The sequence below is a fragment of the Streptomyces sp. NPDC017202 genome (assembly GCF_044331705.1).
In the GTDB taxonomy this organism is placed as follows: domain Bacteria; phylum Actinomycetota; class Actinomycetes; order Streptomycetales; family Streptomycetaceae; genus Streptomyces.
Genome location: NZ_JBIRNP010000006.1, coordinates 57,027 through 81,394, shown reverse-complemented (window position 1 = coordinate 81,394; position 24,368 = coordinate 57,027). Strand labels below are relative to the sequence as shown.

The window sequence follows — 24,368 nt, the reverse complement described above, 5'->3', positions numbered from 1 at the left end:
CCGAACTCCCCCCGGGAGGCCCCGGACAGGCGGGAACGCCCCGTGCCGCCCGCTGTCCGGCCCGGCTCTCCGTGCGCGTCAGGGGGCTCTGAGAGACTGGGCGCGATGAGTGAGACTGCACAGCCGACCGGCGCCCCGCCGCGCGCCCGGGCCGAGATCGATCTGGCCGCGCTGCGGGCCAACGTGCGCGCGCTGCGCGCGAAGGCGCCCGGCGCGGCGTTCATGGCCGTGGTGAAGGCCGACGGATACGGCCACGGCGCGGTGCCCTGCGCCCGCGCCGCCGTCGAGGCGGGCGCCACCTGGATCGGCACCGCCACCCCGGAGGAGGCCCTCGCGCTGCGCGCCGGGGCGGGCCTGCCGGCGGACGTCCGGATCATGTGCTGGCTGTGGACTCCGGGCGGGCCCTGGCGGGAGGCCGTCGAGGCGGACCTGGACGTGTCCGTGAGCGGTGTGTGGGCGTTGCGCGAGGCGGTCGAGGGGGCACGGCTCGCCGGGCGGGCCGCCCGCGTGCAGCTCAAGGCCGACACGGGCCTCGGGCGCAACGGCTGCCAGCCCGCCGACTGGCCCGAACTGGTCGCCGAGGCGCTGCGCGCCGAGCGCGCGGGCCTCGTCCGGATCACCGGCCTGTGGTCGCACTTCGCCTGCGCCGACGAACCCGGCCACCCGTCCGTCGCCGCCCAGCTGGCCCGCTTCCGCGAGATGCTGGCGTACGCCGAGGAGCACGGCGTACGGCCCGAGGTGCGGCACATCGCCAACTCGCCGGCCGTGCTGACCCTCCCCGAGACCCACTTCGACCTGGTCCGGCCGGGCATCGCCATGTACGGCGTCTCCCCGAGCCCCGAGCTGGGCTCCGCCGCCGACCTCGGACTGCGCCCGGTGATGACGCTGTCGGCCTCGCTGGCCCTGGTCAAGCACGTGCCGGGCGGCCACGGCGTCAGCTACGGCCACCACTACACGACCCCCGGCGACACCACCCTCGGCCTGGTCCCCCTCGGCTACGCCGACGGCGTCCCCCGGCACGCCTCCGGCACCGGTCCCGTCCTCGTCGGCGGCAAGTGGCGTACGGTCGCCGGGCGGATCGCGATGGACCAGTTCGTCGTCGACCTGGGCGGCGACGAGCCCGCCCCCGGCGAGGAGGCGGTGCTCTTCGGCCCCGGCGACCGGGGCGAGCCCACCGCCGAGGACTGGGCGCAGGCCGCGGGCACCATCGCGTACGAGATCGTCACGCGCATCGGAGCACGCGTCCCGCGCGTCTACACGGACGAGACGGACGAGGCGGACCGGACCCCGTGAGCGCGCTCTTCTGAGCGCACCCGCGTCCCCCGTACATGCGCAGGCGATTCCTGTGCATGCGATTCATGTGAACGAGGAACCAAACGGGTGTCCGCGCGCCGGGCACCCCGGCGCCCGGCGGCATCCTGCACACCCTGCGACACCCGGCGAAGAGGAGCGGTACGTGAGCGAGAGCAGCGCGGAGGCGTTGGCGGGTGCCGCCTCGGCGGTCGTCGACGCCGCCTCCGCCACGGGGGCCGGCGGCTGGCGCCGGGCGACCGGCATCGCGGGGGCCGCGATAGGCGTGATCGCCGCGGGCGCCGCCGCCGGAGTCGCCCTGGAGCGGATGACCGTCGGACGGGGCATGCGGGCCAAGGCCCGCCTCGCCCTCGATTCGACGGGCCCGTACGGCGCCCTCCGCGGCACCCCCGGCAAGGCCTTCGCCGACGACGGCACCGAGCTGTACTACGAGGTCGACGACGTCGAGCCGCAGGGCGGGCCGGCGAACCGCCGGCGCAGGCTGTTCGGCCGCAAGGCCCCGCTCCCCGTCACCGTCGTCTTCAGCCACGGCTACTGCCTCACCCAGGACTCCTGGCACTTCCAGCGGGCGGCCCTGCGGGGCGTCGTACGGACCGTGCACTGGGACCAGCGCAGCCACGGCCGGTCCGCGCGCGGGGCGGCCCAGCTGCGGGACGGCGAGCCGCTCACCATCGAGCAGCTGGGCCGCGACCTGAAGGCCGTCATCGACGCGGCCGTGCCGGAGGGGCCGATCGTGCTCGTCGGGCACTCGATGGGCGGCATGACCGTCATGGCGCTGGCCGCGCAGTTCCCCGAGCTGATCCTCGAGCGGGTCGTCGCCACCGCCTTCGTCGGTACGTCGTCCGGGCGGCTCGGCGAGGTCAACTTCGGTCTGCCGGTCGCCGGGGTGAACGCCGTGCGGCGGGTGCTGCCGGGCGTGCTGAAGGCGCTGGGCCAGCAGGCCGCGCTGGTGGAGAAGGGGCGGCGGGCCACCGCCGACCTGTTCGCCGGGATCATCAAGCGGTACTCGTTCGCCTCGCGGGACGTGGATCCGGCCGTCGCCCGCTTCGCCGAGCGGATGATCGAGGGCACGCCGATCGACGTGGTCGCCGAGTTCTACCCGGCCTTCACCGACCACGACAAGACCGAGGCGCTCGCCTGCTTCAGCGACATGCCGGTACTGGTGCTGGCCGGCATCGGGGACCTGGTGACGCCGAGCGAACACAGCGAGGCCATCGCCGACCTGCTGCCGGACGCCGAGCTGGTGCTCGTCCCCGACGCCGGTCACCTCGTGATGCTGGAGCACCCGGAGGTCGTCACCGACCGGCTCGCCGACCTGCTCACCCGCGCGGGCGCCGTACCGGCAGGCGTTACCGTGGGTGGCTATGGAAGCACCAGCAGCAGCGCGCAACCCGGCTGAGACCGAGCTGACCGTCACCTCCCCCGAGCAGATGCGGGACCTGGGCCGGCGCCTGGCCGAACTGCTGCGCGCGGGCGATCTCGTGATGCTCAGCGGCGAGCTGGGCGCGGGCAAGACGACACTGACGCGCGGCCTCGGCGAGGGACTCGGCGTGCGGGGCGCGGTCACCTCGCCCACCTTCGTGATCGCCCGGGTCCACCCCTCCCTCCAGGGCGGTCCGCCGCTCGTCCACGTCGACGCGTACCGCCTGGGCGGCGGGCTCGACGAGATGGAGGACCTGGACCTCGACGTGTCCCTGCCCGAGTCCGTGATCGTCGTGGAGTGGGGCGAGGGCAAGGTCGAGGAGCTGACCGAGGAGCGGCTCCAGGTGCGCATCCACCGGGCCGTGGGCGACACGACGGACGAGGTGCGGCAGGTGACGGTCACCGGTCTGGGCGACCGGTGGGCGTCGGCGGACCTGAGCGTGCTGGCGGCCTGAGCGGGGCGGCCGCGGGAGCCGGCCCGGGCGCGCCGGTGGCCCGGTCCGGTCGGCGGCACCGGCTGGTCGACGGCCTCGGCCGATCGCCTGCCGCGGCCGGCCGGCGTGGCCGCGGGTACGGGCCGGCCCGCCGCCCGGGTATGCGGCGCGGGGGTGCGGTGCGGGCGGGCCGTGCCTCCGACGAACGCGGGCGGGCCGTGCCCCCGACGAATGCGGGCGAAGGTTCCGACAGGGCGTCGGCAAAATGTTGCGTTCTGCCTGCCGGGCGTGGTCACATGGTGTTCCGCCCTTGGTTAGGTCTACCTAACTAGGTCCGCCCGGCCCCCAGGAGGCGTCCATGCCGGCCACCGAGCCCCAGGCCCCGCGGCGGCCGTCCGCCCTCGCCGGGGTGTCCATGCGCGACCTGCTGGCGTCCTGCGCCGCCGCGGAGGCCGTGTCCCGGCCGCCGCGCGGGCCCGAGCCCGCGCACCCCGGGAAGCGGCCCGCCCACGACGGGAAGCGGCACCGCGAAGCCGCCTGACCGCCCGTTCCCCGTCCGTCGTCGCCGGTCCGTCCCCGGGGCCACCACGGCCTCTACGGGATCACGACGACCCGCTGCCCGATCGTCGCGAACTTCCAGACGGCGTTCCCGTCCGCCCGTGAGGCACGGATGCCACCCGTCTTCGCGGTCGGGTCGGGGGCCGGTGTCGAGCCGTCGACCGCCGCGCTGAAGCCGATCGACACACCCTTGACGCCGGTGAAGCGCACCACGTGCTCGATGGGGGTGCCGTCGGTGCCGGTGACGGCGCGCGAGCGGGAGGTGACGGCGTAGGTGCCGGGGAGCGGGTCGACGCTGCCGGGGGTGACCTGGAAGGTGCGCTCGGCCCTGCCGTCCGCGGCCACCAGCCACACCCGGTCGTCGGCCACCGAGTACACCACCCGCGCGCCCGTGCCCGAGCCGGCCGGCAGCGCGGTGGGGTTCCTGGTGTCGCGCGGCGCCTTCGTCGTCGCGGCGGAGGCGTTCGCCCGCGGCGCGGCGAGGCCGGCCGGCACGCTCGCCGAGGCCTGGTAGGCGAGGAACCCGACGGTCGCGACGGCCGCCGCGGTGAGCACGGCCACGAAAGTCGAGCTGCTGCCTGCCACCGCGACCACCTCTTCGTCGTACGTCCGTGCCTGGCCGCGACGTTAGCAGCCGGTGACCTCCGTGCCCGGGCGGCCGTGCCCGGGCCCCGCGAGCCGTACGCTGTTGGCGTGCTCTTGCTCGCTCTGGATACCGCCACCCCCGCCGTCACCGTCGCCCTGCACGACGGAACGGACGTCCTCGCCTCCGCCGGCCAGGTGGACGCGCGCCGGCACGGTGAGCTGCTGCTGCCGGCCGTCGACCGTCTCCTCGCCGCCACGGGGCGCCGGCTCGACGCCGTCACCGGGATCGTCGTCGGCACCGGCCCCGGCCCGTACACCGGGCTGCGCGTCGGCCTGATGACCGCCGACACCTTCGGGCTCGCGCTCGGCGTGCCCGTGTACGGCCTGTGCACCCTCGACGGCCTCGCGTACGCCGCCGACCTCGAAGGCCCCTTCGTCGTGGCGACCGACGCCCGCCGCAAGGAGGTCTACTGGGCGCGCTACGCCGACTCCCGCACCCGCCTCACCGGGCCCGCCGTCGACCGGCCGGCCGACATCGCCGAGCAGGTGGCGGGGCTGCCCGCGGTCGGCGCGGGCGCGCTGCTCTACCCGGACACCTTCCCCGCGGCGCACGAGCCGGAGCACGTGTCCGCCGCCGCGCTCGCCTCCCTGGCCGCCGAGAAGCTGGCCGCCGGCGAGGAGCTCCCGGCGCCCCGGCCGCTCTACCTGCGCCGGCCCGACGCCCAGGTCCCCAAGAACTACAAGGTGGTCACCCCCAAGTGACCGAACCCGCAACCCCCGCGCTGCGCGAGATGCGCTGGTGGGACATCGATCCCGTCCTGGAACTCGAGAAGGCCCTCTTTCCCGAGGACGCCTGGTCGCGCGGCATGTTCTGGTCCGAGCTGGCGCACTCCCGCGGCCCCGAGGCGACCCGCCGGTACGTGGTGGCCGAGGACGGTGACCGCATCGTCGGCTACGCGGGCCTGGCCTCCTCCGGAGACCTGGCCGACGTCCAGACCATCGCCGTCGCCCAGGACCACTGGGGCACCGGACTGGGCGGCCGGCTGCTGGCCGAGCTGCTGCGGGCCGCGACCGCCTTCGAGTGCGCCGAGGTCATGCTGGAGTGCCGCGTCGACAACGTCCGCGCGCAGAAGCTGTACCAGCGCTTCGGCTTCCAGCCCATCGGCTTCCGGCGCGGCTACTACCAGCCGGGGAACGTGGACGCCCTGGTCATGCGCCTGACCACGGCATCCGACAGCGGCTCCGCCACGGAACCGACATCAGTACAAGGAACCGAGATCAATGACTGACGAACCGCTCGTCCTCGGCATCGAGACCTCCTGTGACGAGACCGGCGTCGGCATCGTCCGCGGCACCACCCTGCTGGCGGACGCCGTCGCCTCCAGCGTCGACGAGCACGCCCGCTTCGGCGGGGTGGTGCCGGAGGTGGCGAGCCGGGCGCACCTGGAGGCGATGGTCCCGACCATCGACCGGGCGCTGAAGGAGGCCGGCGTGTCCGCGAGGGACCTCGACGGCATCGCCGTGACGGCGGGTCCCGGCCTGGCGGGCGCGCTGCTGGTCGGCGTGTCGGCGGCGAAGGCGTACGCGTACGCCCTCGGCAAACCGCTGTACGGCGTGAACCACCTCGCCTCGCACATCTGCGTGGACCAGCTGGAGCACGGCCCGCTGCCGGAGCCGACGATGGCCCTGCTGGTGAGCGGCGGCCACTCCTCCCTGCTGCTCTCCTCGGACATCACCTCCGACGTCCGCCCGATGGGCGCGACGATCGACGACGCGGCGGGCGAGGCCTTCGACAAGATCGCCCGCGTGCTGAACCTGGGCTTCCCCGGCGGCCCGGTCATCGACCGGTACGCGCGCGAGGGCGACCCGTCCGCGATCGCCTTCCCGCGCGGCCTGACCGGGCCGCGCGACCCGGCGTACGACTTCTCCTTCTCCGGTCTCAAGACGGCGGTCGCCCGCTGGATCGAGGCGAAGCGGGCCGCCGGCGAGGAGGTGCCGGTGCGGGACGTGGCGGCCTCCTTCCAGGAGGCGGTGGTGGACGTGCTGACCCGCAAGGCCGTCCGCGCCTGCCGCGACGAGGGCGTCGACCACCTGATGATCGGCGGCGGCGTCGCGGCCAACTCCCGGCTGCGCGTGCTGGCCCAGGAGCGCTGCGAGGCGGCCGGCATCCGGCTGCGGGTGCCCCGGCCCAAGCTGTGCACGGACAACGGCGCGATGGTCGCGGCGCTCGGCGCGGAGATGGTGGCCCGGGGCCGGTCCGCCTCCGACTGGGACCTGTCGGCGGACTCGTCCCTGCCGGTGACCGACCCGCACGTGCCGGGCCGGGCCCACGACCACGACCACGTGCACGCGGTCGGTGAGGACAACCTGTACTCATGACCGTCGCGCTGATGTGGGAGGCCAGGGCCGCGGACGGCCGGGGCGCGGAACTGCTGGCGTGGGCGCGGGAGCAGCGGCTCCCGCGCCCTCCCGTGCGCCGTGAGACCTTCCGTGCCCCGCAGGACCGGGTCCTCGTCATCACCTGGTGGGACGCGGAGTTCGACGCGGACCTCCCGGAACTCCCGGATCCCGACGGGGGTTTGGTCACACGGGCCGTGCACCGGTGGCGGTTCGAGGCGGTGGACCCGGACTGAGCCGGGCCCCCCGCCCGGGTCCCTACCCCCGCTCCGACACCCGCGTCTCGCAGCGCAGTTGCCGGTCCGGCCCCGTTTCCCGCACCGGCCCCGTGAGGCTGAGCCGCACCGTGTGCCGCGCGTCCGCGCTGGACGCCCCCAGCCGCAGCTCCAGGTCGCCCGGCTCCACCACGCGCCGCCCGGCGCGGTCGGTGAAGGCCGACAGGTCGGTGTGGAAGCGGAAGGTGACGCGCGCCGACCCGCCCGCGGGCAGTTCCAGCCGCTGGTAGCCGATCAGCCGTACGTCGGGCCGGGTCACGCCGGCCACCGGGTCGTGCAGGTAGAGCTGCACGACGTCGGCGCCCGCGCGGTCGCCGGTGTTGCGGACGGTCAGCGACAGGTCGTACGAGCCGTCCGTGCCGAGGGAGGTCTCCGGCGCGTCGACGTCCTCCCAGGCGAACGTGGTGTACGAGCGGCCGTGCCCGAAGGGGTACAGCGGGGTCGGGTCCAGGTTGCTGACCTCCCCGGCCAGGCCCAGGGGCGGCTGGAGGTAGGTCCACGGCTGACCGCCCGTCACCCGGGGCACGCTCACGGGCAGCCGGCCCGAGGGGTTGACGCGGCCCGACAGCACCCCCGCCACCGCCGGGCCGCCCTCCTCGCCGGGGAAGAAGGCCTGCACGACGGCGCCCAGGCGGCCGTGCCAGCGGCCGAGTGCGTAGGGGCGGCCGGTGAGCAGGACCAGCACCACCGGCACGCCGGTGGCGACCAGCGCGTCCAGCAACGCGCCCTGCACGCCGGGCAGGCGCAGGTCCGCCACGTCGCAGCCCTCGCCCGAGGTGCCCCGGCCGAACAGGCCCGCCCGGTCGCCCAGGACCGCCACGCACACGTCCGCCTCCGCGGCCCTGGCCACGGCCTCCTCGATGCCCGTGACGTCCGGGTCGGAGACCGGGCAGCCCTCGGCGAACGTCACCTTGGCGTCGGGGAGTTCGGCGCGCAGCGACTCCAGCACCGTGGGGATCTCGATGCCGAGCTCGGTCCCGGGGTGGTGGGTCAGGACGTGGGAGGGGAAGGAGTAGCAGCCGAGCATCGCCAGGGCGTCCGCCGCCCGCGGGCCGACGACCGCGATCCGGGTGTCGGGGGAGAGGGGGAGCAGACCGTCCGGGTTGTCCAGCAGGACCACGGACTCCTCGGCCAGCCGGCGGGCCACCGCGCGGTTGGCCGGCGGGTCGAGGTCGACCCGCTCCGGAACCTCGGGCTGCCAGTCCTCGTCCAGGAGGCCCAGTTCGCACTTCTGGAGCAGGACCCGGCGTGCGGACCGGTCGATCAGCTCCTCGGGGACCTCGCCCGCGCGGACGGCCGCGACCAGCGCGTCGCCGTAGTACTTCACCGTCGGCAGCTCGACGTCGATGCCGGCCTCCAGCGCCAGCCGGGCGGCCTGCACGGGCGTGCCCGCCACCCGGTGCAGGGTCTGGAGGAAGCCGATGCCGAAGTAGTCGGCGACCACGGTGCCCGTGAAGCCCCATTCCTCCCGCAGGAGCCGGGTGAGCAGCTCCGGGTCGGCGGAGGCCGGCACGCCGTCGCGTTCGGTGTAGGCCGCCATGACGGAGCGGGCGCCGCCCTCGCGCAGCGCCATCTCGAACGGCGGCAGGGTGACGTCCGCGAACTCGCGGGTGCCCGCCCGCACCGGGGCCAGGTTGCGGGCGCCGGCGGAGGAGGCGTACCCGGCGAAGTGCTTGAGCGTGGCGACGATCCCCGCCGACTCCAGGCCGCGCACATAGGCCGCGCCGACCGTGCCGACCAGGTACGGGTCCTCGCCGATGGTCTCCTCGACCCGGCCCCAGCGCGGATCGCGTACGACGTCCAGGACCGGGGCGAGGCCCTGGTGGACGCCGACCGCGCGCAGGTCGCGGCCGATGTGCCGGGCCATCTCCTCGACCAGCGGCGGGTCGAAGGCGGCGCCCCAGGCGAGCGGGACCGGGTAGGCGGTGGCGCGCCAGGCGGTGAAGCCCGCCAGGCACTCCTCGTGCGCCACCGCGGGGATGCCGAAGCGGCCGGCGGCGGCGATCCGGCGCTGGGCACCGGCCAGTGCGCGGGCGCCGAGCGCCGGGTCCACGGGGGCCGTGCCGAAGGGGCGGGTCAGCTGGCCGAGGCCCCCGGTGATCAGCTCGTCCCAGTCGACGGCGGAGTCCGCGGTCATGTCGTGCTGGTGCGGGGCGACTCCGTCACCGTCCGTCGCGGCGCCGACCCACACGCCGTACAGCTGGGCGGTCTTCTCCTTGAGGGTCATCCGGGAGAGGAGGTCGTCGACGCGGGCGGCCGCGGGCAGGGCGGGGTCACGCCAGGGGGCGGTGGTCATGAAGCTCCTGTCAGAGGTCGGTGAGCCACCAGAGCGGGAATCAACGGTGCGAATGTTTCGAGCTTTACTTCGAATGTTCCGGGAACCTATGGCGTCCCCATGGGTTCGTCAAGAGGGAGCGCGGGGATACGATCGCCGCCATGACACCCTCGGAGCCCACTGAGACGCGGACGGAAGACCGGCCCACACGGCGTCCCGCGGCGCGGACCGCCACCCTCGCGGAGATCGCGCGCGAGGCCGGCGTCTCGGCGCCGACTGTTTCGAAGGTCCTCAACGGCCGTGCCGACGTGGCCCCCGCCACCCGGACCCGCGTCGAGGAGCTGCTGCGCGCCCACGGCTACCGGCGGCGCCGGGCCGAGGCGACCCGCTCGCCCCTGATCGACCTGGTCTTCCACGAGCTGGAGAGCGCCTGGGCGATGGAGGTCATCCGGGGCGTGGAGAACGTGGCCCGGGACGCCGGGCTGAGCGTGGTCCTCAGCGAGAGCGCCGGGCGGCTCACCCCCGGACGGAGCTGGGCCGACCAGGTGGCCGCGCGCCGCCCGCACGGCGTGGTGCTCGTGCTGTCCGGGCTCGACGTGTCCCAGCGGGCGCTGCTCACCAGCCGGTCCATCCCGTTCGTGGTGATGGACCCGGCGGGCGACCCCGGCGCCGACGTGCCGTCCATCGGCGCCACCAACTGGCAGGGCGGCCTCGCCGCCACCCGGCACCTGGTCGAACTGGGCCACCGGCGGATCGGGGCGATCAGCGGACCCCCGCAGATGATGTGCAGCCGGGCCCGGCTCGACGGTTACCGCGCGGCCCTGGAGACGGCCGGGCTGCCGGTCGACCCGGGGATGGTCAAGACCGGTGACTTCCACCACGAGACCGGCTACCGGCTCGGCCGCGAGCTGCTCGCCCGCCCCGACCGGCCCACCGCCGTGTTCGCGGGCAACGACCTGCAGGCGCTCGGTCTCTACGAGGCCGCCCGCGAACTCGGGCTGCGCATCCCCGAGGACGTCAGCGTGGTCGGCTTCGACGACCTGCCGGTGGCCCGCTGGGTCGGCCCGCCGCTGACGACCGTACGGCAGCCGCTGACGGAGATGGCCGAGGCGGCCGCCCGGCTGGTGCTGGAGCTGGGGCGCTCCGGGGACGCGCCCGCGGCGACCCGGGTGGAACTGGCGACCAGCCTGGTGGTGCGGGCGAGCACGGGAGCACCGCCGTTGGCCGGAAGGTGACGTGTCGACGGGTGGCGACGACGCCTCCTATACTCCTCCGAAGCCAATCGGTTGCACAGCCGAAACTTTCGGACTGTTCCAACGCCCCGTACAACGGAACGGTTCCCGACGGCGGTTCGGTGACCTTCGGGTTCAACGGATCGTGGAGCGGGAGCGATCCGGTGCCCACGGTGACCCCGGGGTGAAGGTGACGCGCCGACCGTAAGATTTTCCGAAGAAATCCTGCCCGGGGTGCCTTTCCTCACAGTCCGCTCATCATTCGGACCTACGTTCCCCGCGTGACGGGAAACGACGCGAACGGGCACGGGGACGCGCGCGGCGGCACGCGCGAGGCCGGGGACGAGGACAGCCACCTCAGCCTCGCGGCCGGCACCCACCACCTCGACGGCACCCGGGCCCTCGCCCGCACCCGGCACGGCATCGGCGACGGCAGCGACCTGGGCCGCATCGGCCTCCAGCAGACCCTGGTGAAGGCCCTGCTGGAGCAGATGTCCACGACGGACCTGGCGACCGACCCCGCCCGGCTCTACCGGGTCGCCGACGCGGCCACCGCCGGCCTCACCACCGACACCGGCCTCGACTCCCTCACCGAGCTGACGGAACTCGGCCGGAGCCTGAAGGGCCTGTCCGCCGCGAACGTCACCACCGTGACCATGCCGGTGCTGTCGGCCTCCTCGGACCCTAACCGGGTCGTCCCCGACGAGCCCGAGGCGGGCGACCTGTGGGAGTCGCTCGGACGGGCCTGAGCCCTGAGCCCTGCTTTCTGCCCTCTGAGCTGATCCGGCCCGCCCCGAAAAGAATGTCGAAGTTCTCCGCCGGAGGTGTCGATCCGACCGTCTCCCGTTCGACGTGCAGGTGAGAGGCCGGGAGGAGCCCGGTCGCGCACCACCCGAGGAGCCACCATGCCCCGCTTCATGTCCCTGGTGAAGATGGACGAGTCGACCGTGCCGGCCGAGGGCCCGAGCCCCGAGATGATGCAGCGCATGGGCGAGCTGATCGAGGAGATCACCAAGGCCGGCGTCATGCTCGACACGGCCGGCTTGATGCCCGCCGAGCAGGGGACCCGCGTCCATCTGAACGGCGGCGGGATCTCCGTCACCGACGGCCCCTTCACCGAGACCAAGGAGGTCGTCGGCGGCTACGCGATCTTGCAGTGCAAGGACATGGCCGAGGCGCTGGAGTGGTCCAAGCGCTTCCTGAAGGCCCACGGCGACGACTGGACCATGACCCTGGAGGTCCGGGAGATCCAGGAGGGCTGACCCGCTTCCCCGCGGCCGCCGGAAGGTGTTCGATGGCGGGTTGTGGATCAACAGCCCGCCGTCGGCCCCCGCAGTGCCACGGCCGCCATCGAGACCGTCTTCCGCCTGGAGTCGCCCCGCGTCGTCGCCGCCGTCGCGCGTATCGTCCGGGACGTCGGCATCGCCGAGGAACTCACGCAGGACGCCCTGCTGGCCGCGCTGGAACGCTGGCCCCGCGAGGGCGTCCCCGACAACCCCGGCGCCTGGCTCACCGCCACCGCCAGGCACCGCGCCGTCGACCTGGTCCGCCGCCGGGAGACGTACGCCCGCAAGCTCGCGGAGATCGGCCGGGACCTGGAGACGACGGCACCCGCGCCCGAGCCCGCCGACCCCGAGGACATCGACGACGACCTCCTCCGCCTGATCTTCACCACCTGTCACCCCGTGCTGTCCGCCGAGGCCCGCACCGCGCTCACCCTGCGGCTGCTCGGCGGACTCACCACGGCCGAGATCGCGCGTGCCTTCCTCGCGCCCGAGCCGACGGTCGCCCAGCGGATCGTCCGCGCCAAGCGCACCCTGGCCCGCAGGAACGTCGTCTTCGAGGTGCCGTACGGGCCCGACCGCGAGGCCCGGCTCGGCTCCGTCCTCGACGTCGTCTACCTGATCTTCAACGAGGGGTACGCGGCCACGGCGGGCGACGACCGGCTGCGTCCGGGCCTGTGCGAGGACGCCCTGCGGCTGGCCCGCCTGCTGGCCGCCCTGATGCCGAAGGAGCCCGAGGCGCACGGTCTGGCCGCGCTGCTGGAGTTCCAGTCCTCGCGGACGGCCGCCCGCACCACCGCCGACGGCACACCGGTGCTGCTGGCGGACCAGAACCGCCGCCGCTGGAACCGCATGCTCATCGCCCGCGGCATCACCGCCCTGGGCCGCGCCGAGGCCGAGGCCGCCGGCGTGCCCGGCCCGTACGTCCTCCAGGCCGCGATCGCCGCCTGCCACGCGCACGCGTCCTCCTACGAGGAGACCGACTGGCGTGCCATCGCCGCCCTCTACGGCCTCCTCGCGGCCCGCGCCCCGTCCCCGGTGGTCGAACTCAACCGCGCGGTCGCCGTGTCGATGGCCGAGGGCCCGGAGCCGGCCCTGCGGATCGTCGACGCCCTCGCCGCCGAACCGGCCCTGCGCGACTACCACCTGCTCCCCAACGTCCGCGGCGACCTGCTCCGGCGCCTGGGCCGCACCGCCGAGGCGGGCGCGGAGTTCGAGCGGGCCGCGCGGCTGACCGGCAACGAACGGGAACGGGAGCTGCTGCTGCGCCGGGCCGCTCAGGCCGGGTGACCGACGGGCGCCGGGTGGCCGACGAGCATCGTCGGCGCCCCCGCGACCCGGGTCAGGAACACGGTCGCCGAGTTCGGCCCCTGCGGCTTGACCTTCCTGCGCAGCTCCTCCGGCTCCACCGCCGAGCCGCGCTTCTTCACGGTGAGGATCCCCACCCCGCGCTCCCGCAGCAGCGCCTTCAGCTTCTTGACGTTGAAGGGCAGCCGGTCGGTGATCTCGTAGGCGGTGGCGTACGGCGTCGGCCGGAGCGTGTCCGCGGTGACGTAGGCGATGGTCTCGTCGACCAGGCCGCCGTCCAGGTCCCGGGCCACCTCGGCCACCAGGTGGGCCCGGATGACGGCGCCGTCCGGCTCGTACAGGAAGCGCCCCACCGGCCGCACCTCCGGGTCGGGTAGACCGGTGCCGAGCAGGGTGCGCGGGCCGGGGAGGAGGGTGGCGCGCACCGCGCCCGGCTCGGTCCCGAACCACAGCACGGCCTCCTTCACGTCCCCGCCGTCGGAGATCCACTCGGCCTCGGCCGCGGCGGGCACGACCTCGTGCGGGATGCCGGGAGCGACCTTCAGCGCGCCGTGCGGGGCCTTCAGGGCCGCCCCGACCGCCCAGGACAGCGGCGGCGAGTAGGCCTCCGGGTCGAAGATCCGTCCCCGGCCGCCCCGTCGCGCCGGGTCGACGAACACGGCGTCGTACCCGTCCGTGCCGACCTCCGTGACGTCCGCCTCGCGCACCTCGATCAGACCGGCGAGCCCGAGCGCCTCGGCGTTGGCGCGGGCCACCGCCGCCGTCAGCGGGTCGTGGTCCACGGCGAGCACCCTGATCCCCGCGCGGGCGAGCGCGATCGCGTCGCCGCCGATCCCGCAGCACAGGTCGGCGACCGAGGCCACGCCGAGCGCCTTCATCCGCTCGGCGCGGTGGGCGGCGACACTCGCGCGCGTCGACTGCTCGACCCCGTTCGGGGTGAAGAACATCCGCTCCGCGTCCTCGGCCCCGAACTTCGCCGCCGCCCGCTGCCGCAGCCGGGCCTGTCCGAGCGCCGCCGAGACCAGCTCGGCGGGGTGTTCGCGGCGCAGCCTGGTGGCGACGGCCAGTTCGTCGGCCGGGGCGGTGCCGCGCACGGCGTCGAGGAGGGCGCGGCCCTCGGGGGTGAGGAGCGGGGCGAGGTCGTTCACCGGGTCATTGTGGGCCAGTCGGTGGATGGTGCGCCTCCGGCGGCGGTGTCGGGCGGGATCGCGTGGACGTGACTGCGAGGATCCGGCGCCATGGGATCAGGATCAGTCGTACAAAATGACAAAAAGGGGGTGCGGCGGATGGGAGCCAGGGCCGGCATCACGGTCCTCGCCCTGGCCGCCCTCGCCTCCGGCTGCGCCCCCGGCGGCACGGGCGCCGACGGCACCGGGAGCCGCCCCGCCCCCGGCCAGCAGCCCTTCCAGGGCCGGCCCGCCCGCGCCCTGCACGCCTACGCGGCCAAGCTGCGCGCCGAGTACGCCGCCCGGGCCGCGGCCGCCGCACGCTGGCGGCTCGGGAAGGTCCCGCTGACACCCCCCGCCCCGCCCGCGACGAAACCGGAGATCACCACCCGCCAGGGCTTCGAGGTCGACGACCACGAGGAACTCGGCCTCCCGCCGGTCTTCACCACCGTCCCCACCAAGGACAAGGTCGTCTTCCTCACCATCGACGACGGCGCCGAGAAGGACCCGGCGTTCCTGCGCATGATGAGCGACCTGAAGATCCCCTACACGGCCTTCCTCAGCGACTACCTCGTCAAGGAGGACTACGGCTACTTCAAGAAGATGCAGGACGCGGGGGTGACCCTGAACAACCACACCCTCCACCACCCCTACCTGCCCGCCCTCTCCTACAGCAGCCAGAAAGACGAGATCTGCGGCATGCAGGACGTCATCGAGGAGCACTACGGCAGACGCCCCGCGCTCTTCCGCCCGCCCTTCGGCAACTACAACCGCGACACCCTGCGCGCCGCGAAGGCCTGCGGCGTGAAGTACGCGCCGCTGTGGAGCGAGGAGGTCTTCGCCGACCACTGGGACTACCGCGAGTGGGACCGCGACCTCCACCCCGGCGACATCGTCCTCACCCACTTCCGCGGCCGCGCCGACTGGAAGGGCACCATGCCCGACATGATCCGCCGCTTCCTGGACCTGGTCACCGAGAAGGGCTACGCGGTGGCCCGGCTGGAGGACTACCTGTGAGAAGGCGGACCGCGCTGCTCGCGTCCGTCACGGCCCTCACGGTGACGCTGACCGGCTGCGCCCGGTCGGCCGACCCGGCCGAACACCCGGGCCGCACGGCGACGGAGCGGGCGCGGTCCGCGGGGCCGGGCGCCGAACGGGGCGCACGCCCGCGCGCGCCGGCCGTCGGGCAGGGGGCCGGGCAGGGCACGCGGCCACAGGCCCCGGCGGCCGAGCGGGCCGAGCGTCCGCACACGCCGGCCGCGGAGCAGCCGTACCGCCGCTGGGGTCTGGCCGCCCCGCTCGCCCCCGCCCCCGCCCGCACAGCGGCGGCCGGCCCCCTCGCGGGCGGCCCGTCCCGCCCCGCGCTCCCGCCGGTTGTCGACCGGATCCCGACCCGCGACAAGGTCGTCTTCCTCACCTACGACGACGGCGCCGAACGCGACCCCCGCTTCGTCACCATGGTCCGCGAACTGCGCCTCCCCGTCAGCATGTTCCTCACCGACAGCGTGGTGGGCCCGGGCTACGCGCACTTCGCCCGGCTGCGGTCGGTCGGCGCCGGCCTCCAGAACCACACCCTCGACCACGCCGCCCTGCGCGGCCTGCCCTACGCGGGCCAGCGCGCCGAGATCTGCGGCCAGCAGGACAAGCTCAAGGCCCGCTTCGGCCTGCGCCCCCGCCTGTTCCGCCCGCCCTACGGCGCGTACGACACGGTGACCCTGCGCGCGGCCGCCGACTGCGGGATCACGGCCCTCGTCCTGTGGCGGGCCGCCATGGGTCCCACCGACCTCACCTACACCCACGGCTCCCACCGCCTGCGTCCCGGGGACGTCGTCGCCGTCGACCCCGACGAGACCGGGGGACCGAGTCTGCGGGAACGCACGACGAGGCTGCTGCGGCGGATCCAGGAACAGGGCCTGACGGTGGGCCGCCTGGAGGACTACCTCTGAGGGCTTTCCCCGTCACGCCCGCACCGGAAGCCGGAAGCCGGCCCCTCCCGGACCCGGACGCCGGCCCCCGCCCGACCCGGATCCCGACCCGGATCCCGACCCGGATCCCGACCCGGATTCCGGCAGGCGCGACGCACGGTGTTGGCACTCCGCTTGACCGAGTGCTAATCGCGGTCATAGTCTCAGCTCTGGCACTCCCCACTGGAGAGTGCCAATAGCGACGGGCAGGTCCGGCACCCGCGACGACGGATCCACCTGGTCGCCACCTCAGACAGTTAACCCCGTGAGATCTCCGAAGGGGGAGGTCGGATCGTGACGACCACCAGCTCCAAGGTTGCCATCAAGCCGCTCGAGGACCGCATTGTGGTCCAGCCGCTCGACGCCGAGCAGACCACGGCCTCTGGCCTGGTCATCCCGGACACTGCGAAGGAGAAGCCCCAGGAGGGCGCCGTCCTCGCCGTGGGCCCGGGCCGCTTCGAGAACGGCGACCGCCTGCCGCTCGACGTCAAGGTCGGCGACATCGTCCTGTACAGCAAGTACGGCGGCACCGAGGTGAAGTACAACGGCGAGGAGTACCTCGTCCTCTCGGCTCGCGACGTGCTCGCGATCATCGAGAAGTAATTCACCCAGTTCTGCAGTGAACTGCGCCCCTGGCCCCCGCGTCTTTGTGAAGCCGGGTGCTGGGGGCGCGGTTCGTTTCTCCCACGCTTTCCGAGAGGGCTGAACCGCTCCCATGGCGAAGATCCTGAAGTTCGACGAGGACGCCCGTCGCGCCCTCGAGCGCGGCGTCAACAAGCTTGCCGACACGGTCAAGGTGACGATCGGCCCCAAGGGCCGCAACGTCGTCATCGACAAGAAGTTCGGCGCCCCCACCATCACCAACGACGGTGTCACGATCGCCCGCGAGGTCGAGCTCGACGACCCGTACGAGAACCTCGGCGCCCAGCTGGTGAAGGAGGTGGCGACCAAGACCAACGACATCGCGGGTGACGGCACCACCACCGCCACCGTGCTCGCCCAGGCGCTGGTCCGCGAGGGCCTGCGCAACGTCGCCGCCGGCGCGTCGCCCGCCCTCCTGAAGAAGGGCATCGACGCCGCGGTCAAGGCCGTCTCCGACGAGCTGCTCGCCACGGCCCGCCCGATCGACGAGAAGTCCGACATCGCCGCCGTCGCCGCGCTGTCCGCCCAGGACCAGCAGGTCGGCGAGCTGATCGCCGAGGCCATGGACAAGGTCGGCAAGGACGGTGTCATCACCGTCGAGGAGTCCAACACCTTCGGCCTGGAGCTGGACTTCACCGAGGGCATGGCCTTCGACAAGGGCTACCTGTCGCCGTACTTCGTGACGGACCAGGAGCGCATGGAGGCCGTCCTCGAGGACCCGTACATCCTCATCAACCAGGGCAAGATCTCCTCCATCGCCGACCTGCTGCCGCTGCTGGAGAAGGTCATCCAGACCAACTCCTCCCGCCCGCTGCTGATCATCGCCGAGGACCTGGAGGGCGAGGCGCTCTCCACCCTGGTCGTGAACAAGATCCGCGGCACCTTCAACGCCGTCGCGGTGAAGGCCCCCGGCTTCGGTGACCGCCGCAAGGCGATGCTGCAGGACCTCGCCGTCCTCACCGGCGCCACGGTCATCTCCGAGGAGGTCGGCCTCAAGCTCGACCAGGTCGGCGTCGACGTGCTCGGTTCCGCCCGCCGCGTCACCGTCACCAAGGACGACACCACGGTCGTCGACGGTGCCGGCAACACCGAGGAAGTCCACGGCCGCGTCGCCCAGATCAAGGCCGAGATCGCGAACACGGACTCCGACTGGGACCGCGAGAAGCTCCAGGAGCGCCTCGCGAAGCTGGCCGGCGGCGTGTGCGTGATCAAGGTCGGCGCCGCCACCGAGGTGGAGCTGAAGGAGAAGAAGCACCGCCTGGAGGACGCCATCTCCGCGACCCGCGCCGCGGTCGAGGAGGGCATCGTCTCCGGTGGTGGCTCCGCGCTCGTCCACGCCGTGAAGGTCCTCGAGGGCAACCTCGGCAAGACCGGCGACGAGGCCACCGGTGTCGCCGTCGTCCGCCGCGCCGCCGTCGAGCCGCTGCGCTGGATCGCCGAGAACGCCGGCCTGGAGGGCTACGTCATCACCTCCAAGGTCGCCGAGCTGGACAAGGGCCAGGGCTTCAACGCCGCGACCGGCGAGTACGGCGACCTGGTCAAGGCCGGTGTCATCGACCCGGTCAAGGTCACCCGCTCCGCCCTGGAGAACGCCGCCTCCATCGCCTCCCTCCTCCTGACGACCGAGACCCTGGTCGTCGAGAAGAAGGAAGAGGAGGAGCCCGCCGCCGCCGGACACGGCCACGGCCACTCCCACTGACGCACGTCAGCCACCGAGGCCCGGCCCCCACGAGGGGTGCCGGGCCTCGGCGTTTCCACGACGACCGTCACCCGTCGTGCCGCACCAGGAACCGGCCGGGCTCCGCGAGCGCCGCCCAAGCCCCTTCGCGGTCCAGCAGCGGATGTCCCCGACGGTGAGGCCGCCGCGCTGCTTGTGCGGGGGCGCCGGGCCCTCACCGCGTACCGGTGCCGTCCCGTACCACCGCCCACACGGTCCTGCCGGGCGCACCGAACCGCGGGGCGACGCCCCGGTCCTCGGCCGGCGCCGCGACGAGCGCGAGCCCGGGCCCTCCGTCCGCGTCGGGCAGGCCGTCCTGGGCGGGGCGCGGGAGCCGTTCGCCGCGGGCGTCGCCGACCTCGCCGCGGATCCGTCCGCCGTCGTCGAGCCGTTCGAGGCGCAGGTGCCGGTCCCGGCCGGGCACCCGCCCGTGGGTCACGGCGCCGGCGGACGGACCCGCGGCGATCAGCTCGACCGCGTCGTGCGCGAGGATGCCGCGCCGCCGGCATCGCGGTACCCGGCGAGGAGAGGCGGACCCCGGCCCCCGGACGAGCGGGGGACGGGGTCCTGGTGGAACCTCGCGGGCTACTTCCCGAGTACCCCCAGCTGCCGCATCAGACCCGCGCGGTCGTACTGCCACCAGCCCTCGCAGATCATGCCGTCGCGGAACCGCTGCCAGGTCATGCCGGTCATGACGACGTCCTGACCGGTGGCGGGCAGGCCGAGGAAGTCGCCCTCGTGCCGGGCGGTCCAGGTCCAGCGGGTGCACACCCGGTCGCCCTGGGCGATCTGGTCGTCGACCCGGAAGGAGAAGTCGAAGGCCCGCCGCCAGCCCGCGAACTCCTCGCGCGCCGCCGCCAGCCCGTTGTCCCGCGGACTGGAGGGGTCGTGGTCCACATAGTCGTCGGTCATCCGTTCGAACATCGCGCCGATGTCGATCGTCCCGGCCCGCTCGAACCACTCCCGCGCCGTCGCGCGGTTCAGCTGCTCGTCGCGCACCACTTCCAGGTCGGTGAAGGTCGGCATCTCGTCACAGAGCGCGACCATGTCGTCGAAGATCTTCTCGGTCTCCGGCAGGCCCGAGTTCCGCATCGCCTCCTCGTACGACGGGAACTCCACGATCTCGACGACGTGCGACGCGTCCGACCGGTCCTTGCCGACCACCGCGTGCGTCGCCGTCCGCTTTCCCCTGGTCTTCTCGACCCAGGTGTCCATCAGCCGGTTCATCTCGTCGAACCGGCTCGTCCTGCAATCGATGAGCTGTACGAAGGTCATCGCGCCGCCTCCGGCCCCCCTGGGTCCGGCCCTGTCACGCCCCATTTTCCCACCGGAGCCCCGAGACCGCCGCCCGCCGCCCGTACGTTCGTCCACCGGGTCCCGGGCACGACCGCCCGCCTACTGCGGCCCGTACTTCCGCCCCGTCCGCGAGCTGATGCCGCCCAGCAGCGACCTGGGCGTCACCTTCACCAGGCCCATCAGCGCCTTGTAGCGCGCGTCGGGGATCGACACCGACTTCCCGCGCGCCAGGTCCGCCAGCGCCGCCGCGACCAGCTTGTCCGCGTCGAGCCACATCCAGCCGGGGATGTTGTCCGTGCCCATCCCGGCCCGCTCGTGGAACTCGGTGCGCACGAACCCCGGGCAGAGCGCCATCAGCCGCACCCCGCTGCCCGCCAGGTCCTTCGCCGCCCCCTGGGTGAACTGCACGACCCACGCCTTGGAGGCGCCGTACGTCCCGCGCGGCACGAAGGCGGCCACCGAGGCCACGTTGACGACGCCCCCGCGCCCCCGCTCCCGCATCGCCCCGGCCGCCGCCGACGTCAGCCGCAGCACCGCCTCGCAGTGCACCTTGAGCATCCTCAGCTCGTCGGCCATCGACACGTCGAGGTAGCGGCCCTTGTTGCCGAAGCCGGCATTGTTGACCAGCAGGTCGACGGGGTTCTTGCGGTCACCGAGCCGGGCGGCCACCGTCTCGATGCCCTCGTCCGTGGCCAGGTCGGCCGTCAGCACCTCCGCCTCGATGCCGTGCCGGTCGTGCAACTCGGTCGCCTGCTCGCGCAGCCGCTGAGTGTCCCGGGCGACGAGGACGAGGTCGTGCCCGCCCGCCGCGAGCCGTCGCGCGAACGCGGCACCGATGCCCGCGGTCGAACCTGTGATCAGAGCCGTTGTCATGGCAGAAGGTTAGTGACCCGGAGTCCGGGCGTCCGCTCCGCGCACGCGGCCTGCGGAAAGTGACGGAACCGTGCACGCGGTCACCGGCGACGGCGGCTCAGCCGCCGTACTTCTCGACGTACGCGCGGGCCGCCGCCAGCGCCTCCGGGTGCAGCGCCTCGCCGGCCGCCAGCAGCCGGGGCAGCAGCTCCCGGTGGGTGGTGGTCGCCTGGAACTCCATCCGGGCCGTCACCTCGTGCTCCGGCAGGTGGACGATCTCCACGGCGTCCCCCGCGCGTATCTCGCCCGGCGTGATCACCCGCAGGTAGGCGCCCGTCGCGGCCTTCCGCGTGAACCGCCTGACCCAGCCCTTCTCGCCCACGTGACCCTGGAAGGTGCGGCAGGGGATCCGCCCCGCCGTCACCTCCAGCACCACCTCCGGGCCGATCCGCCAGCGCTCGCCGATCCGCGCCCCGGACACGTCCAGACCGGTGGTGGTGAGGTTCTCGCCGAACGCGCCGTTGGAGAACGCGCGTCCCAGCTCGCGCTCCCAGTCGTCCAGGTCCTCGCGCGCGACGGCGTACACCGCCTGGTCGTCCCCGCCGTGATGGCGCAGGTGGCACACCGCGTCCCCGGCGAGCCCGCTTCCGCCGACGCCCTTCGGACCGGGCGGGGCCACCCGCACCGGCCCCTCGACGGGCCGCTTGTCGATACCGGTCAGCCCGTCGGGCTGGTCGGTGTACGGCACGGCCCGGGGACGGCCCACGTTGACGGACAGAAGCCTCATGGCGGCACGCTAAGCGACCGGCGGTCAAAGTGTCGACGCATTATCCGCCCCCTTTCCCAAGGCTCCCTTATGCGACTCGCCTATGCTCGAAGGATGATCGAGGCCCGTCATCTCCGCGTGCTGCGCGCCGTCGCCGCCACCGGGTCCTTCTCGGCGGCGGGCCGCGAGCTGGGCTGCACCCAGCCCGCGGTCAGCCAGCAGATGAAGGCGCTTGAGACGTCCGTCGGCACACCGCTGCTGGTGCGCAGCGGCCGCGAGATGCGGCTGACCCAGGCCGGCGAGGCCCTCGTACGGCACGCCGCCGGGATCCTCGCCGGACTCACCGCCGCCGAGGAGGAGGTCGCCGCGATCGCCGGTCTGCGCGCCGGCCGGGTCCGCCTCGTCTCTTTTCCCAGCGGCAGCTCCGCGCTCGTCCCGACCGCGCTGGCCGCCCTGCGCGCCGCGCACCCCGGGACCCGGGTCTCGCTGGAGGAGGCCGAGCCGCCCGAGTCCGTCGAGAAGCTGCGCGCCGGCGACTGCGACATCGCCCTCGCCTTCCGCTACGAGGACGCGCCGGGCGCCGAGGAGTGGTCCGACCTGGTCGTCCGCCCCCTGCTGGCGGACCGGCTCGTCGCCCTCGTGCCCGAACGCCACCGGCTCGCGCGCGCGGACTCCCTCGCCATCGGCGAACTCGCCCGCGAGCCGTGGATCGCCGGCTGCCCGCGCTGCCGGGGCCGGCTGGTGGAGGTGTGCGAGGCCGCGGGCTTCACCCCCCGCATCGACTTCGCGACCGACGACTACCCGGCGGTGGCCGGCCTGGTGGGCGCGGGCCTCGGCGTCGCCGTCCTCCCCGAGCTCGCGATCGAGTCCGTACGGCCGCGGGGCGCGCGTGCGGTGACCCTGGAGCCGGCGGTGCGGCGCGAGGTCGTCGCGCTCACCCTGCCCGACCTGGCCCAGGTGCCGGCGGTGGCGGCGACGCTGGAGCAGCTCGCGCGGGCGGCGGCACGGTAGCCGTACGGCGGTGGGGGGTCGTACGGGGCCGCGGGGGTCGTACGGGCGGGGGCGTCCGAGAGGCAGGGGGCGTTCAAGAGATGAGGGCACGCGCGTGTGCGTGCCCTCCGCTGCGTGGAGAAACGTTCCTTCAGTTGTTCGAAACGCCGCCCGCGCCGCCCGCGCCCGCCGATGCCGGCACCAGGCGGTTGCGTGCCCGCCCCATGAGCTCCTCGCGCTCGTCCTCGGTCAGCCCGCCCCACACGCCGTACGGCTCCCTCACCGCCAGCGCGTGCGCCGCGCACTGCGCGCGCACCGGGCACCTCATGCAGACCTCCTTGGCCGAGTTCTCGCGAGCGCTCCGCGCCGCCCCGCGCTCGCCCTCGGGATGGAAGAAGAGCGAGCTGTCCACCCCGCGGCAGGCGGCCAGGAGCTGCCAGTCCCACAGGTCCGCGTTCGGTCCGGGAAGGCGGGAGAAATCTGCCATTGCGTGACCCCTTGTAGCCGTGCTGAGCGGATACGGTGCCCACGACCGTACAACTACGATCTAAGGAGATGAAAATATGACTCATTGCGAATCTAGCCTCAGACACCAGTAAATGGGAAGAAATAGGGCTGAACGGGGCACGGGTTGTGAGGAAAGCTCGCGGGTCCGCGCGGCTCTCTCGGCCGTGTCCGACTCCTCACGTAGAGTGCCGAAGAATGCACGCGGCCCCGTAACTCTTTCGAGTGACCATCGTTGAGTGTGCGGTGGCGGTTGAAAACACAAACGCTCGGGCAAGCGTCCGAGACGGTCGACCGCACAGGTGACGATACGTACCAGCCTGGAGGCACAAGGTGACGCGCATCAGCTGCGGAGGACGGCCATGACTTCCGTCCTCGTCTGCGACGACTCCCCGCTTGCCCGAGAGGCGCTCCGCCGCGCGGTCGCGACCGTGCCCGGCGTCGAGCGCGTGACGACGGCGGCCAACGGCGAGGAAGTCCTCCGCCGCTGGGGTGCCGACCGCTCGGACCTCATTCTGATGGACGTGCGCATGCCGGGACTGGGCGGTGTGGAGACCGTCCGTCGGTTGCTGTCCGCCGACCCGGGCGCACGCATCATCATGCTGACCGTCGCCGAGGACCTCGACGGCGTCGCGCTCGCGGTCGCCGCCGGCGCCCGCGGCTACCTGCACAAGGACGCCTCGCGCGCCGAACTGCGCGCGACGGTCACCCAGGCCCTGGCCGACCCCACGTGGCGGCTCGCCCCGCGGCGGCTGCGCTCGGCCGAGATGGGCGCCGCGCCCACGCTCACCGCGCGTGAGATCCAGGTCCTGGAAGGCATGAGCCACGGCCGCTCCAACGCCGAGATCGGCCGCGAGCTGTTCCTCTCCGAGGACACGGTCAAGACCCACGCCCGCCGTCTGTTCAAGAAACTCGGCGCCTCGGACCGTGCCCACGCCGTGGCGCTCGGCTTCCGGTGGGGCCTGGTCCGCTAGGGCGTGTCTGACAATTCCCGTCGGGCGCGCGACGCCTGGCGCGGCACCTCGCCGCGTTGTCGGATCACCCGAGTACATCCAGTACACGGGCGATCCTCCGCCTTGCGATGCGCCGCACCAGACGCCGCGCACTGATCCGACGCGAATTGTCAGACACGCCCTAGGGCCTGTCCGGCGGATCAAGCCGGAGGGAACCGGCGGCGCCCCGCAGCCCGTACGGGCGTGCCGGGCCCCGCGTCTCCGACATGATCCGCCGGACAGGACCGGGGCGTCCCGGCCGGTCCCGACCCACCCCCGCCCGCCCGTCGGACCGCTTCCGGCGAGCGGCGGCACGTGCTGGACCGCCGGTGAACGGGGTCCGGCGCGTGAGGTCGTCGAGGCGGTCGTCGAGGCCGTCGGTGCTCGCGGGTGCCGTCG

At 73.7% G+C, this 24,368-nt stretch carries 25 protein-coding genes and 2 pseudogenes; 19 read left to right on the top strand and 8 right to left on the bottom strand.

Translation table 11 applies throughout. The features are described from left to right. Positions 1-105 precede the first annotated feature (105 nt). The 4 genes from alr (at position 106) to ACH4N1_RS14465 (ending at position 3,708) form a co-directional block, all read left to right on the top strand. On the top strand, positions 106-1,293 hold the full coding sequence (gene alr / locus ACH4N1_RS14480) for an alanine racemase (protein ID WP_398097221.1): 1,188 nt from the start codon (positions 106-108) through the stop codon (positions 1,291-1,293). A gap of 163 nt (positions 1,294-1,456) precedes the next feature. Continuing rightward, complete coding sequence (locus ACH4N1_RS14475) at positions 1,457-2,710, top strand: alpha/beta fold hydrolase (protein WP_398097219.1); 1,254 nt, start codon at positions 1,457-1,459, stop codon at positions 2,708-2,710. After that, positions 2,676-3,188, top strand: coding sequence for a tRNA (adenosine(37)-N6)-threonylcarbamoyltransferase complex ATPase subunit type 1 TsaE (tsaE, locus tag ACH4N1_RS14470; RefSeq protein WP_366061315.1), 513 nt, complete (start codon positions 2,676-2,678; stop codon positions 3,186-3,188). The genes ACH4N1_RS14475 and tsaE overlap by 35 nt, the downstream gene beginning before the upstream one ends. Before the next feature lie 337 nt (positions 3,189-3,525). Beyond that, positions 3,526-3,708, top strand: coding sequence for a hypothetical protein (locus ACH4N1_RS14465; protein ID WP_398097217.1), 183 nt, complete (start codon positions 3,526-3,528; stop codon positions 3,706-3,708). A 53-nt stretch (positions 3,709-3,761) separates the two neighbouring features. On the opposite strand, the gene ACH4N1_RS14460 is transcribed toward ACH4N1_RS14465, so the two are convergent. After that, entirely contained in the window at positions 3,762-4,310 is a 549-nt protein-coding gene (locus ACH4N1_RS14460; protein WP_398097216.1) for a hypothetical protein, read from the bottom strand. Between the two features lie 108 nt (positions 4,311-4,418). Between ACH4N1_RS14460 and tsaB the strand changes: the two genes are divergently transcribed. The 4 genes from tsaB to ACH4N1_RS14440 are packed head-to-tail and all read left to right on the top strand — an operon-like array spanning position 4,419 to position 6,943. After that, positions 4,419-5,072, top strand: a complete 654-nt coding sequence (tsaB, locus tag ACH4N1_RS14455) for a tRNA (adenosine(37)-N6)-threonylcarbamoyltransferase complex dimerization subunit type 1 TsaB (protein ID WP_398097215.1) — start codon at positions 4,419-4,421, stop codon at positions 5,070-5,072. Beyond that, entirely contained in the window at positions 5,069-5,599 is a 531-nt protein-coding gene (rimI, locus tag ACH4N1_RS14450) for a ribosomal protein S18-alanine N-acetyltransferase (protein WP_398097213.1), read from the top strand. The genes tsaB and rimI overlap by 4 nt, the downstream gene beginning before the upstream one ends. After that, positions 5,592-6,689 carry a tRNA (adenosine(37)-N6)-threonylcarbamoyltransferase complex transferase subunit TsaD gene (gene tsaD, locus ACH4N1_RS14445; protein WP_398097212.1) on the top strand — a complete coding sequence of 366 codons (1,098 nt, stop codon included), beginning with the start codon at positions 5,592-5,594 and terminating at the stop codon, positions 6,687-6,689. The genes rimI and tsaD overlap by 8 nt, the downstream gene beginning before the upstream one ends. Next, positions 6,686-6,943: a hypothetical protein gene (locus tag ACH4N1_RS14440; protein ID WP_382786754.1), complete on the top strand. Its 258-nt coding sequence runs from the start codon at positions 6,686-6,688 to the stop codon at positions 6,941-6,943. The genes tsaD and ACH4N1_RS14440 overlap by 4 nt, the downstream gene beginning before the upstream one ends. Positions 6,944-6,965: 22 nt before the next feature. Here ACH4N1_RS14440 and ACH4N1_RS14435 read toward each other — a convergent pair whose 3' ends face one another. Then, positions 6,966-9,278 (bottom strand): glycoside hydrolase family 3 N-terminal domain-containing protein, encoded by a 2,313-nt coding sequence (locus tag ACH4N1_RS14435; RefSeq protein WP_398097211.1) that lies wholly within the window; start codon positions 9,276-9,278, stop codon positions 6,966-6,968. A gap of 140 nt (positions 9,279-9,418) precedes the next feature. Between ACH4N1_RS14435 and ACH4N1_RS14430 the strand changes: the two genes are divergently transcribed. The 5 genes and pseudogenes from ACH4N1_RS14430 (at position 9,419) to ACH4N1_RS14410 (ending at position 13,062) form a co-directional block, all read left to right on the top strand. After that, positions 9,419-10,492, top strand: coding sequence for a LacI family DNA-binding transcriptional regulator (locus ACH4N1_RS14430; protein ID WP_398097210.1), 1,074 nt, complete (start codon positions 9,419-9,421; stop codon positions 10,490-10,492). Positions 10,493-10,566: 74 nt separating this feature from the next. Then, positions 10,567-10,677 (top strand): annotated as a pseudogene (locus tag ACH4N1_RS14425) (cellulose binding domain-containing protein); the annotation flags it as partial. A gap of 123 nt (positions 10,678-10,800) precedes the next feature. Next, positions 10,801-11,238, top strand: a pseudogene (locus tag ACH4N1_RS14420) (LCP family protein); the annotation flags it as partial. Positions 11,239-11,394: 156 nt separating this feature from the next. After that, positions 11,395-11,751 (top strand): YciI family protein, encoded by a 357-nt coding sequence (locus ACH4N1_RS14415; protein WP_398097208.1) that lies wholly within the window; start codon positions 11,395-11,397, stop codon positions 11,749-11,751. A gap of 42 nt (positions 11,752-11,793) precedes the next feature. After that, on the top strand, positions 11,794-13,062 hold the full coding sequence (locus ACH4N1_RS14410) for an RNA polymerase sigma factor (protein ID WP_398097207.1): 1,269 nt from the start codon (positions 11,794-11,796) through the stop codon (positions 13,060-13,062). Here the strand turns inward: ACH4N1_RS14410 and ACH4N1_RS14405 are convergent. Next, positions 13,050-14,228 (bottom strand): methyltransferase domain-containing protein, encoded by a 1,179-nt coding sequence (locus ACH4N1_RS14405; protein WP_398097205.1) that lies wholly within the window; start codon positions 14,226-14,228, stop codon positions 13,050-13,052. The genes ACH4N1_RS14410 and ACH4N1_RS14405 overlap by 13 nt on opposite strands. Before the next feature lie 138 nt (positions 14,229-14,366). On the opposite strand from ACH4N1_RS14405, the gene ACH4N1_RS14400 reads away from it, so the two are divergent. From ACH4N1_RS14400 to groL, 4 genes are all read left to right on the top strand, one after another. After that, the gene (locus ACH4N1_RS14400; protein WP_398097204.1) at positions 14,367-15,263 is read left to right on the top strand and encodes a polysaccharide deacetylase family protein; all 897 of its coding nucleotides are present in this window, start codon (positions 14,367-14,369) and stop codon (positions 15,261-15,263) included. Beyond that, complete coding sequence (locus tag ACH4N1_RS14395) at positions 15,260-16,192, top strand: polysaccharide deacetylase family protein (protein WP_398097203.1); 933 nt, start codon at positions 15,260-15,262, stop codon at positions 16,190-16,192. The genes ACH4N1_RS14400 and ACH4N1_RS14395 overlap by 4 nt, the downstream gene beginning before the upstream one ends. A 312-nt stretch (positions 16,193-16,504) precedes the next feature. Continuing rightward, positions 16,505-16,813 carry a co-chaperone GroES gene (groES, locus tag ACH4N1_RS14390; protein WP_398097201.1) on the top strand — a complete coding sequence of 103 codons (309 nt, stop codon included), beginning with the start codon at positions 16,505-16,507 and terminating at the stop codon, positions 16,811-16,813. A 112-nt stretch (positions 16,814-16,925) separates the two neighbouring features. After that, positions 16,926-18,551, top strand: a complete 1,626-nt coding sequence (groL, locus tag ACH4N1_RS14385) for a chaperonin GroEL (protein WP_363089067.1) — start codon at positions 16,926-16,928, stop codon at positions 18,549-18,551. Positions 18,552-18,744: 193 nt separating this feature from the next. Here the strand turns inward: groL and ACH4N1_RS14380 are convergent, their stop codons facing one another. From ACH4N1_RS14380 to ACH4N1_RS14365, 4 genes are all read right to left on the bottom strand, one after another. Continuing rightward, entirely contained in the window at positions 18,745-19,008 is a 264-nt protein-coding gene (locus ACH4N1_RS14380) for a hypothetical protein (RefSeq protein ID WP_398097200.1), read from the bottom strand. A gap of 146 nt (positions 19,009-19,154) precedes the next feature. Beyond that, a complete protein-coding gene (locus ACH4N1_RS14375) occupies positions 19,155-19,844 on the bottom strand; it encodes an ester cyclase (RefSeq protein WP_398097198.1) in 690 nt (229 codons plus the stop codon). Positions 19,845-19,964: 120 nt separating this feature from the next. After that, positions 19,965-20,738, bottom strand: coding sequence for an SDR family NAD(P)-dependent oxidoreductase (locus ACH4N1_RS14370; protein WP_398097196.1), 774 nt, complete (start codon positions 20,736-20,738; stop codon positions 19,965-19,967). Between the two features lie 97 nt (positions 20,739-20,835). After that, positions 20,836-21,504 carry an MOSC domain-containing protein gene (locus ACH4N1_RS14365; RefSeq protein WP_398097194.1) on the bottom strand — a complete coding sequence of 223 codons (669 nt, stop codon included), beginning with the start codon at positions 21,502-21,504 and terminating at the stop codon, positions 20,836-20,838. Between the two features lie 93 nt (positions 21,505-21,597). Here ACH4N1_RS14365 and ACH4N1_RS14360 point away from each other — a divergent pair, with 93 nt between their 5' ends. Next, positions 21,598-22,494 (top strand): LysR family transcriptional regulator, encoded by an 897-nt coding sequence (locus ACH4N1_RS14360; protein ID WP_398097193.1) that lies wholly within the window; start codon positions 21,598-21,600, stop codon positions 22,492-22,494. A 130-nt stretch (positions 22,495-22,624) separates the two neighbouring features. On the opposite strand, the gene ACH4N1_RS14355 is transcribed toward ACH4N1_RS14360, so the two are convergent. After that, a complete protein-coding gene (locus tag ACH4N1_RS14355) occupies positions 22,625-22,960 on the bottom strand; it encodes a WhiB family transcriptional regulator (protein ID WP_398097192.1) in 336 nt (111 codons plus the stop codon). 379 nt (positions 22,961-23,339) lie between these two features. Here ACH4N1_RS14355 and ACH4N1_RS14350 point away from each other — a divergent pair, with 379 nt between their 5' ends. After that, positions 23,340-23,951 carry a response regulator transcription factor gene (locus tag ACH4N1_RS14350; protein WP_003948568.1) on the top strand — a complete coding sequence of 204 codons (612 nt, stop codon included), beginning with the start codon at positions 23,340-23,342 and terminating at the stop codon, positions 23,949-23,951. Positions 23,952-24,368: the final 417 nt, after the last annotated feature.